Source organism: Streptoalloteichus hindustanus (genome assembly GCF_900129375.1).
GTDB lineage: Bacteria > Actinomycetota > Actinomycetes > Mycobacteriales > Pseudonocardiaceae > Streptoalloteichus > Streptoalloteichus hindustanus.
In genome coordinates, this window is record NZ_FQVN01000007.1 from 144,744 (window position 1) to 160,234 (window position 15,491).

The 15,491-nt window shown below is 68.3% G+C and carries 12 protein-coding genes; 8 read left to right on the forward strand and 4 right to left on the reverse strand.

The annotated features are described in order from the left end of the window. Positions 1-4 precede the first annotated feature (4 nt). Positions 5-2,605: a rifamycin-inactivating phosphotransferase gene (gene rph, locus BUE43_RS22315; RefSeq protein WP_073486431.1), complete on the reverse strand. Its 2,601-nt coding sequence runs from the start codon at positions 2,603-2,605 to the stop codon at positions 5-7. A gap of 501 nt (positions 2,606-3,106) precedes the next feature. Here rph and BUE43_RS22320 point away from each other — a divergent pair. From BUE43_RS22320 to BUE43_RS22340, 5 genes are all read left to right on the forward strand, one after another. Then, positions 3,107-3,403: a hypothetical protein gene (locus BUE43_RS22320; protein ID WP_073486433.1), complete on the forward strand. Its 297-nt coding sequence runs from the start codon at positions 3,107-3,109 to the stop codon at positions 3,401-3,403. Continuing rightward, positions 3,403-4,581 carry a DUF6973 domain-containing protein gene (locus tag BUE43_RS22325; protein ID WP_073486436.1) on the forward strand — a complete coding sequence of 393 codons (1,179 nt, stop codon included), beginning with the start codon at positions 3,403-3,405 and terminating at the stop codon, positions 4,579-4,581. The genes BUE43_RS22320 and BUE43_RS22325 overlap by 1 nt, the downstream gene beginning before the upstream one ends. Before the next feature lies 1 nt (position 4,582). Beyond that, the gene (locus BUE43_RS22330; RefSeq protein WP_234995852.1) at positions 4,583-5,029 is read left to right on the forward strand and encodes a hypothetical protein; all 447 of its coding nucleotides are present in this window, start codon (positions 4,583-4,585) and stop codon (positions 5,027-5,029) included. 959 nt (positions 5,030-5,988) lie between these two features. Beyond that, a complete protein-coding gene (locus BUE43_RS22335) occupies positions 5,989-7,962 on the forward strand; it encodes an ATP-dependent nuclease (RefSeq protein ID WP_073486438.1) in 1,974 nt (657 codons plus the stop codon). Positions 7,963-7,982: 20 nt separating this feature from the next. After that, positions 7,983-9,494, forward strand: a complete 1,512-nt coding sequence (locus BUE43_RS22340; protein ID WP_073486440.1) for a UvrD-helicase domain-containing protein — start codon at positions 7,983-7,985, stop codon at positions 9,492-9,494. Positions 9,495-9,769: 275 nt separating this feature from the next. On the opposite strand, the gene BUE43_RS22345 is transcribed toward BUE43_RS22340, so the two are convergent. Further along, the gene (locus tag BUE43_RS22345) at positions 9,770-10,378 is read right to left on the reverse strand and encodes a TetR/AcrR family transcriptional regulator (RefSeq protein ID WP_073486442.1); all 609 of its coding nucleotides are present in this window, start codon (positions 10,376-10,378) and stop codon (positions 9,770-9,772) included. A 59-nt stretch (positions 10,379-10,437) separates the two neighbouring features. Between BUE43_RS22345 and BUE43_RS35815 the strand changes: the two genes are divergently transcribed. The 3 genes from BUE43_RS35815 to BUE43_RS22360 all read left to right on the forward strand — a co-directional run bounded on the left by BUE43_RS35815 (position 10,438) and on the right by BUE43_RS22360 (position 13,382). Beyond that, positions 10,438-12,366: a fumarylacetoacetate hydrolase family protein gene (locus BUE43_RS35815; RefSeq protein ID WP_073486444.1), complete on the forward strand. Its 1,929-nt coding sequence runs from the start codon at positions 10,438-10,440 to the stop codon at positions 12,364-12,366. Between the two features lie 54 nt (positions 12,367-12,420). Beyond that, positions 12,421-12,987, forward strand: a complete 567-nt coding sequence (locus tag BUE43_RS22355) for a DUF2867 domain-containing protein (protein WP_073486446.1) — start codon at positions 12,421-12,423, stop codon at positions 12,985-12,987. Between the two features lie 110 nt (positions 12,988-13,097). Then, positions 13,098-13,382, forward strand: a complete 285-nt coding sequence (locus BUE43_RS22360) for a putative quinol monooxygenase (protein ID WP_073486448.1) — start codon at positions 13,098-13,100, stop codon at positions 13,380-13,382. Between the two features lie 80 nt (positions 13,383-13,462). Here BUE43_RS22360 and BUE43_RS22365 read toward each other — a convergent pair whose 3' ends face one another. Then, complete coding sequence (locus tag BUE43_RS22365; RefSeq protein ID WP_073486837.1) at positions 13,463-14,572, reverse strand: winged helix DNA-binding domain-containing protein; 1,110 nt, start codon at positions 14,570-14,572, stop codon at positions 13,463-13,465. 83 nt (positions 14,573-14,655) lie between these two features. Next, positions 14,656-15,486, reverse strand: coding sequence for an NmrA family NAD(P)-binding protein (locus BUE43_RS22370; RefSeq protein ID WP_073486450.1), 831 nt, complete (start codon positions 15,484-15,486; stop codon positions 14,656-14,658). Positions 15,487-15,491 lie beyond the last annotated feature (5 nt).

The following is a 15,491-nucleotide window of genomic DNA, read 5'->3' on the forward strand; positions in this document are numbered from 1 at the left end:
GTGGTCAGTCAGGCAGGATCTCGACGTAACCGTCGCTTCCGTGCACGCGGATTCGCCGGCCGTCCGGGATCAGCCGGGTGGCGTCCACCACGCCGACGACGGCCGGCAGGCCGTACTCGCGGGCGATCACCGCGCCGTGTGTCATCAGTCCCCCGACTTCCGTCACCAGTCCTGCGATGCCGACGAAGAGGGGCGTCCAGCTCGGGTCCGTGTGGGACGTGACGAGGATGTCGCCCGGTTCGAGATCAGCCTGGGCCATGTCCAGGATGACGCGGGCGCGGCCTTCGATCGTGCCGGCGGAGACCGGGAGGCCGATCAGGGCACCGGCCGGCACGTCGTCGCGTCGGTACGCCCCGGTGATGGCCTCGCCGTCCGAGGTCAGCACCCGGGGCGGCGTGAGCGCGTGGTACGACCGGAACGCGTCCTTGCGCTGCTGGACGAGCTGGTGATCCACCTGGTTCGAGCGCACGACGTCGTGGAGCTCCTGGAAGGTGAGGTAGAAGAGGTCCTCCTTCTCGGGAATCACGTTGGCCCGCACCAAGCGCTCGGCCTCTGCCAGCAAGGCCCGCTTGTAGATGAAGTAGCGGCTGACGATGTCGTACTTCGGGTACTCCCGGTAGCCGATGAAGGTTCGGACCTGGTCGATCATCCGCTGGGTCTCGTTGGCCTTGTGCTCCCCGTCCGGCAGGTCCCGCAGGCGATCAAGGACCTCCTGTGTCTTCTTCCGCGCCTCCTGCCGTCCCTGCTCGAAGCGCCGCTTGGCGGCGCCCGGCTCGAAGTTCCTGATGTTGTCGAGGATCACGGGCACGAGCGTGGCCGGGCGTTCGCGCCACCGCGGCCTCGTGATGTCGATCTCGCCGACGCAGCGCATGCCGTAGCGGTCCAGATAGGACTCGATGGCGTGGCGTGCTTCGGCCCCGCCCGCGAGCTTCGGCAGCTCGTCCAGGAAGTCATCGTCCTCGACGTCCCGCAGGAACGCCACCACCTCCGGATGCGGGCGGATCACGTCGGCGACGTCGAGCAACGCCAGTCCCATCTCCGACGTGACGTTGCCGGGGGCGGACAGCGTGAGGATGTCAGCCGCGTTCTTCTCACCCAGCCATTCCCCCAGCCGGTCGTTGAGCCACCAGGTGGCCTCCATTCCCGCCCTGATCGCCTGAGAGCTCAGCGGATCACGGAGGACTCGCTTGTGCTCCTCGAAGGCTTCCAACAGGAAGTCGAACAGCGCGGTCCCGGTCTTGGCCCGGATATCGCGCTCCAGAGCGGCAATGGACAGCCGGCTGCGCTCGATCAACTCGGCGACGATGGCCGGGTCGGCCTCGACCGGGGCGGGCGCACCGCTGGCCGGCGGCGCGCCGGGACCCTCGTCCGGCAGCGACGGGACGAAGTCGTCGCGGGCCAGGACGGTCTCCAGAGCGTCCCTGATCAGCGGATCACCTCGCCCGAAGACCTCCAGAAGACTCGCGCGACTCGCGGGTGAAGCCAGGCGCCGGGTGACGTCGACGAACAGCCTCCCGCCGGCCTCGTGCATCGGCACCATGGCCGTCAGCTGCCACATGGAGAACCCCAGCGGCTTCATGGGGTCGGTCATCATCTGCCCGTGACCGACGGAGATGTAGACGTGGTTCTCCCCGTCACCGGCCTCGGGAACGGGAAACAACGTCGTGATCGGCCGACTCTGCACGATCTGGAAGCCATCCCCGACCAGACACCACTCAATGTCCTGCGGGCGGCCGAAGTGCGCTTCGATCCGACGCCCGAGCCGCACAAGCCGCACAACCTGCGCATCCGTCAGCGCCGGCTGCGCCTGCCGTCGCGAGTCGATCGTCACTTCCTGCGTGCCGCCAGCCGGCAGGGCGCGAACGGCACGCTGTTTGGCCGCGATCGTCCTGGCGACGACCTCACCGTCGCGCACCTTGAAGACGTCCGGGTTGACCAGACCGGACACCAGGGCCTCACCGAGGCCGAAGCTCGCGTCCACAGTGGACACCTTCCGGTTGCCCGTGACGGGATCGGCCGTGAACAGAATGCCGGCCGCATCCGGAAAGACCATCCGCTGCACGACCACCGCCATCTGAACCGCACGGTGGTCAATCCCTTCCCGCAGGCGGTAGATCACGGCCCGCTCGGTGAACAGCGAAGCCCAACACCGGCTGACGTGCTGGAGAATCGCCGCCGGCCCCACGACGTTCAGGTACGTGTCCTGCTGCCCGGCGAAGGACGCCGTCGGCAGATCCTCCGCCGTCGCGCTGGAACGCACGGCGTAGGCGGCTTCCTCGCCGAGCTGCGCGTGCGCACGGGTGATCGCCGCCGCCAGATCATTCGGGATGGAAACCCCTTCGACAGCCCGGCGAATGTCCCCGCTGAGCGCCCGAATCGCCTCCCGGTCATCCGACCTCAGGCGCGACAGCTCATCGAGCCGATCATCGATCGACGGCACTTCCGCCATGACCCGCCGGAAGGCGGCCGTCGTCACGCAGAACCCGGCCGGCACGCGAACGCCCTCAATCCGCGCCAGCCCACCCAGGTGCGCGGCCTTCCCCCCAACAACCCCGACCTGCGTCTCGTTAACCTCGTGAAGATCCAACACGTACTGCTCGACCACCGGCACCTCAAGCTGTGTCGAACCTTCTGCTGGGCACGTGCTCATGTCTGGCTGGCTTTCCCTCCGACGACGGTGCTGCGTGCGGCCGCCGATTCTGTGCCAAACCCCGGGCCTTGCCACAAGCCCCCCAGACCGCTATACGTTAGAAGTGGCAAGGAGTGCGTCTCCTTTGTCTTTGCGTCTGTCTTTGTCATCCGCGACGTGCTGTTCGGCGTCTCCCCGATCCGGACCGGAGTCCGCCTGGCCACCGCCGGCGCGGCCGTCATCCACACGAGTCCGGGTATTCCAGACCGGTCCACTCAGCGGACTTCAAGCGGGGCGTCGTACTCGACGTCGCGGTCGAGGCACCGAACGGTCATCCCGTAGAGGGGACGTTGCGGCGCGGTGACCACCAGATGAGGCCGACCAGTCCCGGTTCCGGAGAAGGGGCTGTCTCTCCCGCAATCACGGACACAGTGAGCAGTGTCACTGCTACGGTCGGTGAGGATGAGGGGAGGAGAGATGACGGGGTTCGAGGTCGATCCTGGAGCGCTGCGCGCTGCGGCCGGTGCTGCGCAGCAGGCCGCGAGCGTCGTGCACAAGCTGGAGTTGGGCCGGGTGGCGGAGCTCGCCGTCGCCCTGCCGGGGACGGAGTCCGCCGGAACCGCCGAACAGCTCGGCCGGCACTGGGAGGCCAGCAGCAAGAGGTGGGCCGAAGGCATGGACTCCCACGCGGCCGCGCTGACCTCTGCCGCCCGTGATTACCAGGCGCGAGAGGATTCCGCCGCGCACGGCTTCGGCGGGACCGGAGGCCGTTGATGGCCACCTGGGCCGAGATCAGGAACTGGCAGCCAGACGTGATCGGTCAGGTCGGTGACCACCTCGCCGAGCAGAACAAGCTGGTCATCGGACTGCAGGCCGAGCTCGACGGTGGCAGGCCGGCTGGGTGGACCGGCGACGCGGCGGAAGCCGCGGAGAGCGATCTCCGCGCTCGTCGTCAGGCGCTTGAGGAACTCGCCGCGCGATTGTCCGCGGCGGTGAAGATCATCGACGACACCGAGCAGTCTGTGCGGGCGCTGGTCCGCAGCATCGAAGCGATGGAAGAGCACGCCGGGCGGAACGGCTACCGGATCGAGAACGGCCAAGTCGTCGAGACCGGGGGCTCGGGTGGGTTCCTCACGGCCGCGACTCTCCAGGTGGAGGTGCAGACCATCCTGGCCCAGGCCGGCACGATCGACACCGAGCTGAACTCCGTGCTCGACCGCATCCTGTCCGGCGAGATCGACGACGCGGGAGCGACGACGCTGGCGGCGGCCGCGGCGGCGGGCGAGGACCGCATCGTCGACGAGCAACGACATCGCGATCTGCTGGCCAGGTACCAGGTCAGGACCGACAGCACGACGGTGTGGCCCAGCGGGCTGACCGGTTGGCTCGCGGAGCGGGCGGGTTTCTCGAAGGAACGGATCACCACGACCGAAGCGAAGATGCTCGACGACCTGCAGACGCGCAAGGGCCTCCTGGGGCTCAAGGAGTTCGCAGACATCCGGCAGGACGCCCTCCATGTCGCAGAGGGCAAGTTCGAGGGCAAGGGCTTGACCGACGGACACGCGGACGCCTTCCGGCACGCCTACTGGAACGCGCTGATGACGCAGCGGTACGGCGAGCAGTGGGCGCGCGAGTTCGCCACCGCGCACGAGCGGAACCCCTCCAGCCATCACACCCCAGTGGCCATGGACCTGCGCAACAACGAAGTGGGCCGCGAGATCGCGCGGGCCCACCCCGACGCCAGCCCCGAGGAGCTGGCGAATCTGGTCGAGCAGGCGGTCAAGGACGGCAGAATGGTCGTCATCGACAGCAACGGCACTCTGGCGCCGTCCAACGAGGTGAAACCGGGCGAGACCCGCGACACCAGGAACAACCCGTGGCCGACGGACAACCCGGACCGCGGCGACGACCACGACCCCGGACAACCGTCGGCAACTCCGGAGCAGTACTGACATGCGCTTGACCCTGACCCTGCTCGCACTGCTCGCACTGTTGGCGGGATGCGGCGTGAACACCTCGGGAGCAAAGGTGGAATTCGACGAGGGCCTGGAGAAGGCGATCACCGAGCTGGCCCGCTCAGGCGGTTCCCGGCCACTGAAGGAGCTGGCCCCTGGCGACTGGACCACCGTGCACGTTCTCACCGGCCCGGCATCCGGCGCGCGGATCGAGAAGGAGCTGGGTCGACCCGCCGACATCAAGGGTGACGGCACGCACGGCGGTGACTACGTCCAGGACGGCAACCTCCTCGTCTTCCAACGCGACGACGAGATCGTGCGGATGGTCAGCCTGGGCCAACTCGCCGCGCTCGGTGAGGGCAAGTACCGCGCTGACGTGATCCTGCGGGCGCAGAACGGCACCATCAAGGTGGTCACTCCGGATGGACGCCCCGCAGGCCGCTGATCGGCTTCTCGCCGGGATCGCGCGAATCCCAAACACAGCCGCTCCCACCGTCCCACTCGACCGAGTGTCCGCGCGGGATGGCGACCGTAGCTGACGCGCCCGGCGGATCGGATTCCGCTGCCACCAGCTCCTGCACGACCCCTGTGCCTTCCCGCCCGACGCGTGAACCGGCAGCGCAGCGTCGGGCAACAGGTTGCCCACCACCCAGCGAAAACAGAGAAATCCCAGGTCGCGTGGGTACGGGGCTGGCCCGTTCAATGCGGTTCGGTGCTGCTGCCACCGACCGAATACTCCCAGTCGACTTCCGACACCCGTTCCCCCTCGGGGCGTTAGATGCGCGACTGCCACGTAGTAGTAGCAAGGCCGAGATCAGCAAGTTTGCGAGGTGCGCTGCCGTCCGGAAAATGTGCGACCCGGAGACCGGATTAGCAAAGGCTCGCTCAGCGCGGGCGACTCGCACCAAACCATGCTAGGAGTTCACGGGATCTAAGTAGCTGCACACGACCTCAGGTTGCCATTGACCCTCGGCGGCTCCGCTCATCATGTTCCCGAAGCACCTGGTCACGAGGGGCCGAAGACGCACTAAATTAGTACCACATCGCCTCGAAGGCGACCGCCTCATAAATTCGCTCGAGCTGCTTCCCATACGCACCACACAAGGTGCCCACAGGCTCACCTGCCACTTCTGACCGTTATCCCTGAAGAGAGAGCCGTCGAACTGCAAGGCAGCTCCGATTCGATCGACTCAAGTATGACAATCGGAAGCCAACTCTCCGCATCACCGCACTACCCGCTGCAATTTGACGGGTAAATCTGATCCAGACTTTCATTCGGGATTGAAACCACAGTGAGGCGCGATCGTCCCAGGTGTAACGCCGCCTGACCCGGCGTCGATTCCTCGTCCAAAGGCAGCGCCACTGGGCGCAGCAGGGCAACGCGAGTCGGAGGTCGATCGCAGAGTGCACCTCAGCAGACTGCTGGTACGCGGCTTGAGGGCGAGTGCCGAGCACGACCTCGAAGTTCGCTTCCCTGGCCGTTTCGCCGTTCTGGTGGGCGCCAACGGGTCGGGGAAGACCACTGTGGCGGAAGCGCTGCAACTCGTCCACACCAAGGTCTTCCCGCGGTTGAGCTCGCCCACTGCCGCGGCCCTGGGCGATGGCGAGCGCTCGGTGAAGGTTGAGTGGACCTATGCGCACAAAGACACCGACGAGAGTCCGCTGGGCATTAGGATGCAGACCCAGAACCGTCAATCAACTCCAGGAGCTACTGCAATAAGTTGGGTCCGCGAATTGAGCCGCTACCTGGGCAGAGTGGTCTCCAGGTCACAATCGCCGTCGAACGATCTAACTGACTCGTTCCGGTTGGTCTACCTGCCTGCGACGCGAAACCCGATCGACGAGTTGGCGCGACGGGAAGCACGCATCCTGGTCGAGTTGTTGCGAGCTCAGCGGCAGAACGCAGGGGGCGGCCGGGACCTGGCGGACCTCCGAGCTCGTGCGTCGGCGCTTCTGGAGCAGTTGGTTGCAGACGGCCTCATCCAGGCGGTGGAGCAGCGCATCGCCGGGCATTTGCAGTCGTTGTCCGCCGGGGTTTCTCGCAACTGGCCCTATGTCGGCGGGCAGGTCATCGACGACGCGTACTTGGCTCGGGTGTTGGAGTTGATGCTCGCCGTGCTGGAGGGACGGCAACACGCCCGACCACTGGAGGTTTCGGGGCTCGGGTACGTCAACCTCCTTCACATCGCGGTAACCCTGGCTGCGATTCCCGACCAGCGACTCGCCAACGCAGCGGCCCGTGCGCGAACCGAGGCAACTGCGAGGGATTCGGCGGAAGGTGATCCGCCTGCGACGGGCGAAGCGGTCGAGCTCGATCCAGCCGAGGTCGTCGAAGCAGAGGCCAGGCTGCGCGAAGCCAGGGCCGAGCGCGAGAGCGAGGAGGACTCCTTCTTCCCGTCCCAACCGCTGCACGTGACCGTGCTCATCGAGGAGCCCGAGGCGCACCTGCACCCCCAGCTCCAGCACTCCCTGGCCCGCTACCTGCAACGGATCGTCCGCCAGCGACCGGAGTTGCAGATCATCCTCTCCAGCCACGCGACCGACATCATCACCTCGTGCGATCCCGAGCAGATCGTCGTTCTCCGCCGTGACCGCGACGGTCGGCCTGTTTGCCGCAGCGTCGCCGGACTGGACATCCCCGATCGCGCCGAGGTCGTGCGCAAGACCAGACTTCACCTGGACGCGAGCCGATCCGCGGCGCTGTTCGCCGAGCGACTGCTTCTGGTCGAGGGAGTTACCGACGCAGCGCTGGTGCGCGAGTTCGGCTGGGCCTGGGCCGGAGAAGATGTCGACAAGCAGTCGTTCATCGACGCGTTGAGCATCGTGCCCATGGGCACCAAGGTCGGTTCCTGGGCGGTACGCCTGCTGGCCACTCGTGGTCATGAGCTGTGCGACCGGCTCGCGGTGCTGCGCGACAGCGACAAGGCTTTCGAGGACAGCCCGACACCTCCGACGTGGTTGACCGAAGACGCGCACGACCCCCGAGTGGTCGTGGTGGAGTACAGCCACCCCACGCTCGAGCCGTCCATCACCCCGGGGAACGAGTCCCACATCAGGGCAGCCCTCGAAGAGCTGGGCATCGAGGTCCCCGACCCGCTCGACGCGGCAGCGGTTCACGAGCTGTTCCGCAGCGCCCGCAGAGCCACGGAGGAAAGGGACAAGACACCAGCGGGTCCAGCGGCAACGCGCAAGGGCGAGTTCGCTCTCGCACTGGCGTCCCACCTCGCCGAACAACGGTACGAGGGCAACCTCGACGTGTCGCTGCCTGGTCACATGAGGCGCGTTTTCGACTTTCTCCACGCGGGGGAGTCCGTCCCTGATCCCGAGATGTCCGGCACCGGTTCCCCCGACGAGCCTGTGGCGGAGAGGGTGGAGTGAGCACAACAGCGAGCAGAGCGATGCCGTCGAAGAGCAGCGACGTGCTGCCTGCTGGCCTCACCAGCCAACAGGTGGTCGCCAGTGGAAGCCGCGAGAAGCGGCTTTTCATCAACGCAGGTCCTGGAACGGGCAAAACGACGGTTGCGGCTCAACGCTTCGGCGCGCTCCGATTCCTGCCCGAGGATCGAAGCGACCACCGGGCGGTCACCGCGGTGAGCTTCACCCGAGCGGCGACGTGGAACCTGCAGCAGAGGGTCAAGCGCATCTGGGGCCGAGCCGCCCTGACCTGGCCCCACCGCATCGTCACCCTCGACACGATCATGAGCGACCTGCTGCACGACCTGCTGAGCTCGGGGCTGCTCCGGTGGCCCAACGGGCACACGACGCTCACCGTGGTCGACAGCTGGAACACCTTCAGCCAGAGCGAACACATCAAAGACGCTTACGAAGTCCAGGTGGACTACGGTCATGTCCGGTTCAAGCAGGTCGAACTCGATCGCGCCATGCGCGTTCCACCTCCGGTGATCGAGAAGCTTATCGTCGGCGGTGTCTGCACCCACCAGGATGTTCGGGACGCGCTCGAGGCCGCGCTGGAAGACAGTTCCGTCGTCGACCGCGTGCGCACGCGGTGGGCCCAAACAACACGTGCGTTGATCGTCGACGAGGTGTTCGACGCCAACGATCTCGACATCGCGGTCATCGAGCTGGCCGTCCAGGCGGGCCTGTCCGTGACGCTGGTCGGAGACCCCTGGCAGGCCCTCTACGTGTTCCGCGGCGCACGCCCCGAAGTGATACCCCAGCTCCTGAGCCGTACCGGCACCCGGACAATCGTCCTGACCGATTCCTTCCGGTGGCGCGACTCCGGCCAACAGCGCCTCGCCGAGGACCTTCGCGCCGGGCGCCCCGTGAGCCTGGACTCCGCGACCCCGGACGCCGCGGCCAGCAGGGCGGATGTCGTCCTCGCCGTCACGTGGAAGCAGCTCTGGACCACCAGCGGTCGAATTCTGCCCCTGGCCTTCCACTCGTTCAAAGGCGGCGCCGAGGAAGCAGCGGCCACCCTGCTGCTCAACCACGTGACCCGCACCGTCCTCGGCCAGCCGGCCACTTACCTCGCCGATGCCCTCCTGGCGCTGGGCATCAGCGATCCCGACGCCCCCGATCTGCTCCACGACGATCTTCAACGAGTCCTCGACCTCCTCCGGCCAGGCGGAAAGGAGGCGACCAACAACGCGTACGCATTACTGGCGGATGTTGTCAAGGGCGTCTCGTCCCGTTCGCTGCGCCGCGCGCACCATTCGCATACAAATCGCCTCCGAGACATCGGCTCCGCGCTCACCGGCGACGGTCCCCCGGTTCTCGGCCTCACAACTCACCAGGCCAAGGGCAGGGAGTGGGACACCGTCGGCGTCACGCTGACCCAGGTCGAGCAGAACAGGCTCCTGACTGGTCTGAGCTATGCGGAGGAGACCGATCGCAAGTTGTACGTCGCCTGTACCAGAGCCCGACGTCAAACGCTTCTGATAAAGCTCTGATCCGCCTTGGAAAACCACCCGCAGCACGCCCGAACAACCCGAGGATGCCTCGGCATAGCCTTCTGACACCCACGCCCGAACTCGAGGCCGCGAGACCGGCACCGGTGCGCACGGTATCGATCAGCGACCTGCGTTGCTACAAGACCGTTGAGCGCGACCACCACGAAGAAAGCGGGCGTCCACTCCCGATCACCTGGCGCACCGCGTCCAAGTCGAGGTTGACGATCAGTCAAGCGGGGCGGCGGGAGGGTGGGCTCCCGCCGCCTGGGGTTGGGTTATTTCGGGGTGGGTGGGACCGCGGCCTTCAGGAGGGTGCGCAGGGTGGTCAGTGCTTGGTCGGGGTTGACCTGGTTCGGGGCCAGGAGCCACTGTTGGTGGATGCCGATGCCGGCGCCGATGATCATCACGGACAGGGCCTCGGCCGGGAGTTCCGGGGGCAGCGGCAGGCGCTCCAGCCAGCGTCGGCAGTGGTCGCGCAGGGCGTTGTGGATCTCGACGTAGCGGCCCTGGATGGGTGAGCCCGGTTCCAGCGCCTCCACCAGGAGCGTGACGAAGAGCTTCGTGGTGGGCAGGGTGGTCAGGGCCCTGGCACCCTCCATCAGGCGGTCGAACCCCACGTCCAATCCCGCATTCTTCCCGAACTCCGACTCCGGGCCGTCGGCGAGGCCGGCGCGGATCTGGGTCAGCGAGCGTTCGAGCACGGACAGCAGCAGGCCCTCCTTGCTGCCGAAGTGCCAGGGGATCGATCCCCTGCTGATGCCCGAGCGCTCGGCCACGTCGGCGAACGTGGTCTGCCGGTAGCCCTTCTCCGCGAACAGCTCCGCGGCCGCCGTGAGGATGCGGTCGCGGCTCTCCTGGCTGGTCTGTTCCCGACGTGTTGTCACGGCACCTCCTTCTGTGCTAGCCATAATATCCTATGCTGGCCAACACAGGAGGTGTTGCCTTGCGTTTCGTCACCTACGAGTCGAGTGACGGCGACCGCGCCGGGGTCCTCAACGGCGACCAGGTCCACGCCTTCCCGCCCGGCACGGCGCTGGTCGACCTGCTCGGCCCCGCGCTGCGGCAGGCGGGCGAGCGCGCGCTCGCCGAACCCGCCGAGGTCGTCGCGCTCGCCGACGTCAGGCTCAGAGCGCCCGTTCCGCGGCCACCGTCCATTCGGGACTGTCTGTGCTTCCTCGACCACATGCGCGGCTGCCTCAAAGCCACGGGTGGCACGGGAACGCTGGAGCCGACCTGGTACCAGATCCCCGCCTTCTACTTCGGCAACCCCGCCACCGTGATCGGCCCGCACGACGACGTGCCCATCTCCCCCGGCAGCGCATGGTTCGACTTCGAGTTGGAGATCGGCGCGGTGATCGGCGCCCCGGGCCGCGACCTGACGCCCGAGCAGGCCGAGGAGCACATCGCCGGCTACACCCTGTTCTGCGACTGGAGCGCCCGCGACCTCCAGGGCCTGGAGAGCCAGCTCAGGATCGGCCAGGCGAAGGGCAAGGACGGCGCGACCACCCTCGGGCCGTGGCTGGTCACGCCGGACGAGCTGCCCTTCGGCCCGGACGGCCGGCTCGCGCTGCCCGTGCGGGCCGAGGTCAACGGCGAGCTGATCGGCGAGGGCCGCACCGACACCATGGACTGGACCTTCGGCGAAGTGATCTCCTATGCCTCGCGCGGGGTCGAGCTCCAGCCCGGAGACATCTTCGGTTCCGGCACCGTCCCCGGCTGCTGCCTGTTCGAGTACCTCGATTCCCGTGACATGGCGGCGTTCCGGGGCTGGCTCAAGGACGGCGACGTGGTGACGCTGCGCGCCGAGGGACTGGGCGAGGTGCGGCAAACCGTGCGCGCCAGCAGTGCTCCCCATCCCTTGCCCACCAGACCCAACCCCGACGCCAGGCCCCGCCGGCCACGGATCAACCCGGCCCCGTCCGCCCTGCCCTACACCGAGGGGCTGCACCAGATCGGCGACGGCGTCTGGGCGTGGCTGCTGCCCGACGGCGGATACGGCAGGAGCAACGCGGGACTCGTCGCGGGCGACGGCGCGTCGCTGTTGGTCGACACGCTCTACGACCTTCCGCTCACCACCACGATGTTGTCCGCGATGCGGCCGATCACCGACCGGCATCCGTTGAGCCACGCGGTGCTCTCCCACGCCAACGGCGACCACACCCATGGTGGACAACTGCTTCCCGAGTCGGTGCGGGTCATCGCCGCCGAGGGGACCGCGCACGAGATGCGCACCGAGATGCCCCCGGAGATGACCACGGCCCTCCAGGTCATGGACCTCGGGCCGGTGCTCACCCCGTACGTGCGCGAGCGCTTCGCGTCGTTCCACTTCGGCGGCATCCGCCTGCGCACTCCCGACCAGACCTTCGACCAGCGGCTCGTCCTCGACGTGGGTGGCCGTGAGGTGCACCTGCTCGACCTCGGGCCCGCCCACACCGGAGCCGACACGGTGGTGCACGTTCCCGACGCGGGCGTGCTCTTCGCGGGTGACCTGCTGTTCATCGGGTGCACGCCGATCGTCTGGAGTGGACCGATCGCCAACTGGATCACGGCCTGCGACACGATGGTCGACCTCGGTGTGTCCACAGTGGTCCCGGGCCACGGGCCGGTGACCGACGCGGCCGGAATCCTCGCCGTGCGCGGGTACTTCCAGCACGTCGTGGAGCAGGCCGACGCGGCCTTCGCCCGGGGACTGGACTTCCGGGAGGCGGCGTTCGGGATCGACCTGGCCGAGTACGGCGACTGGCTGGACGCCGAGCGCGTCGTGGTCAACGTCTACCAGCGGTACCGCGAGATCGACCCCGACCAGCCGGTCCTCGACCGGGTCGCCCTGTTCGGCCTGATGGCCGAATGGGACAGGCAACGCCAGCAGTGAACCGGCCTGACCAGCGGCCGGCCGGGTTCCTCCTGATCCGAAGGGCTTTCCTCCGTGCGACTTCCGAGAACCGCGCACACCGCGCACCCCTGGCGAATCCACACCCTCGCGTCCGACTTCCGCATCGAGGACGTGTGGGCCCTGCCCACCCCGGGCGGCCCGGACGACCTTCCCCGGCTGGTGCGGCAGATGACGTCCGGCGAGGAGCGGTTCTCCGGCGCCACGCAGGCGCTCTTCGCGCTCCGGTGGAAGATCGGGAAACTGCTCGGCTGGGACGGCCCCGACTCCGGCCTCGGCGCACGGGTGCGCACGGTCCGCGACCGGCTGCCCGCTGATCTCCGCGACGCACCGCGCGGGCCGGACCTCCGGGCGGTCCCGCTCACCTCCGTCTACCTGACCGACAACGAGTGGGTGTCGGAGCTGGCCAACCGGACCGTGCACACGCTGATGCACATCGGCTGGGTCCCGAGCGAGGACGGCGGCCATCGCGGCCAGATGACCGTGCTGGTCAAGCCGAACGGGTTGTTCGGAAAGCTCTACATGGCCGCGATCAGGCCGTTGCGCCACCACGTCGTGGACCCGGCGCTGGTCCGCAAGATCGGACGCGAATGGCGGGCGTGAGCCGCTGAGCGGCGCGGCGACCCGTCCCCACACCCCGCGCCGCGTTCCGGACCCCGGTCGGCCACACACGCCGAACGACGTCGAACGTCGCATCGCAGAAGGAGAATCTCATGAAGGTTGGCATGGTCGCGTACCACTACCCGCACGCCGAGCACCGCGAGGAGTTCATCGCCCGCCTCCACCAGGTCGTCGAGTTCTTCCGCCGGACACCGGGCTGCCTGTCCGCCGACTGCTGGGTGACAGCCGACAACGACGCGGTGATCTCCACGGTGCAGTGGGAGTCCGAGGCGGCGTTCGGCGCGTCCTTCGCCGCCGTGCGGGCGTCGGGACTCGACCTCACCTACGACGAGCGCGAGTCCCGCCCCCGCGAGATCATCCGCCTCGTGGCGGCCTGACCCCTCGTTTCCCTGTCCCCGCAACCATTCCGACGCGCGAGCCCGCCCGCCCGAGCACCTGCCGGGCGGACGGGCCGTCGTCAGGCGGACGTCGGTTCCACGAACTGGATGTCGTGGTTGTCGGCGCTGGCAAGAAGGTTCAGCAGGCCTGCTCCCTCCTGGGTCAGGCTGGCGCGGTCGGTGGTGTTGAGGCGGTGGAACGGCTCGACGCGCAGCGTCGCCGTGCCGCGCTCGCGCACCACGCGCCAACAACCCGCGACCCGGCCGTCGAGCAGGAAAGCAGCCCGCATGCCGTTGCCGGTCATGAGGCGTCGACGGTGCTCGTCGGAGATCACCCGCGTGCGGTCGGCGTGCGAGGCGAGCAGGTTGTCGTACTCGGGGAGGAACCGCGCCTCGGCCGGGGTGTCCGGGTCGGGCCGGGGCGCGTCCGGCAGGTCCAGCAGTTCGTTTCCCCGCTCGTCGCGCAGGACGCGCAGCCGTGGGCGCATCGGGTCGACGATCTCGCGGAGCCGGGTCAGGCCCGACCAGGTCTGCACATCGCGGACCGTGGCCGGGCCGAACGCGGCGAGGTACCGAACAACCAGGTCCTCCACTGTGGACCGAGTGGCGCGGGTGCCGGCCAGCCACGACTGGGCGGTCATGTGCCGCGTCACCCCGGACTGGCCCCACACACCCCGCGGCGGCACCTGGACCAGGGGAACGAGGTTGCGGACCGCGTAGGCCAGCGAGTTCGGGTCCCGATCGGGCCAGTGCTCCGCGAGGGACGCCCCGAGCTCCTTGGGTGTCAGCGCCCGGGCCGCCAGCGCGGCCCGGCCCGCCGCGCCCAGCGTCGCCGGGTCGATCCCGGCGACGCTGGGGCCGTGGGTGCTGTTGCGGAACAGGTCCCGGTCCAGCACGGGTTGCACGAGCTTGCGCACCGCCAGGCAGTCGCGCGCCGTGACCAGGTGAATGGTCGACCGCATCAACGCGATGCGGACGGCCTGGCGGTGCTCGACCATCGCGGCGAGTTCGCCCGGGTCGAACCCGACGAGCCGTGTCCAGAGCCCCACGTACGGAGCGGTCGGCACCTGGGCCTGGAGCCCCACGAGGTGCTCGATCGCCGCCTCGGCGCTCGTGGCCACCCGGCGGAGCAACAACTGCCGGTGCAACGTCGCGCGGTTGAGCGCCCGCGTGGTGAGCACCTCGGACACGGTCACACTCCTTCGATCGTCCAGAAAGGACGTCCAGAAAGGACAGAGTCTCAGCCGGAACCGGGCCCGGCCGAAACGGGGCCTCAGCTGAAGTCGGCCCGGTGGTCGGCGGCCCACTGCGCGAAGGAGCGCGCGGGGTGACCGGTGATCCGCTCCACCACCGGCGACACCTCGGCGGGCTTGCCGACGGTCGCGCCCATCAGGTCGAACAGCGCGGTGATGAAGTCGCCGTCCATGAACTGGCGCATCTGCTCCAGAACCGGCTTCGGGTCGAGCTCCTCGAACCGCAGCGGACGGCCGAGCGCCTCGCCGAGCACCTGGACCTGCTCCCGCTGCGTCATGGACTCGGGGCCGGTCAGGTCGTAGACCCGGCCGGCGTGCCCGTCCTCGGTCAGCACCCGTGCCGCGACCTCCGCCACGTCCCGCTCGTGCACCGGCGCGCTCGTGAACTCCGCGTACGGCGCGCGGATGACGTCCGACCCGTTGAGCTGCATGGCGAACGACAGCGCGTTGATGGCCGGGAAGAACAGCCGCAGGAACGTCCACTCGGACGCGGCCTCGGTGATCGCCCGCTCGACCCGGTGGTGGTACTCCGCGATCACGTCGGGCTGCGTGTCGCGACCGTCCACAATGGCGCCCGACGACAGGAACACGATGCGCCGGCCGCGCGCGGCCGACAGGAACGCCGTGGCGTCCAGACCGTACGGCAGCACGAGGAACACCGTGGTCACGCCCTCCAGGGCGGGCGCCAGCGTCTCCGGCCTGGTGAGGTCACCGCCGACCACCTCGACGCCGGCCGGCAGGGTGGCCTTCTCCGGGTCGCGGGTCAGCGCGCGGACCTTCTGGCCGCTCTCCAGCAGCGCCTCGACGGTCTGCCGGCCGAAGTGGGCGGTGGCTCCGACAACAAGAATCACGACAA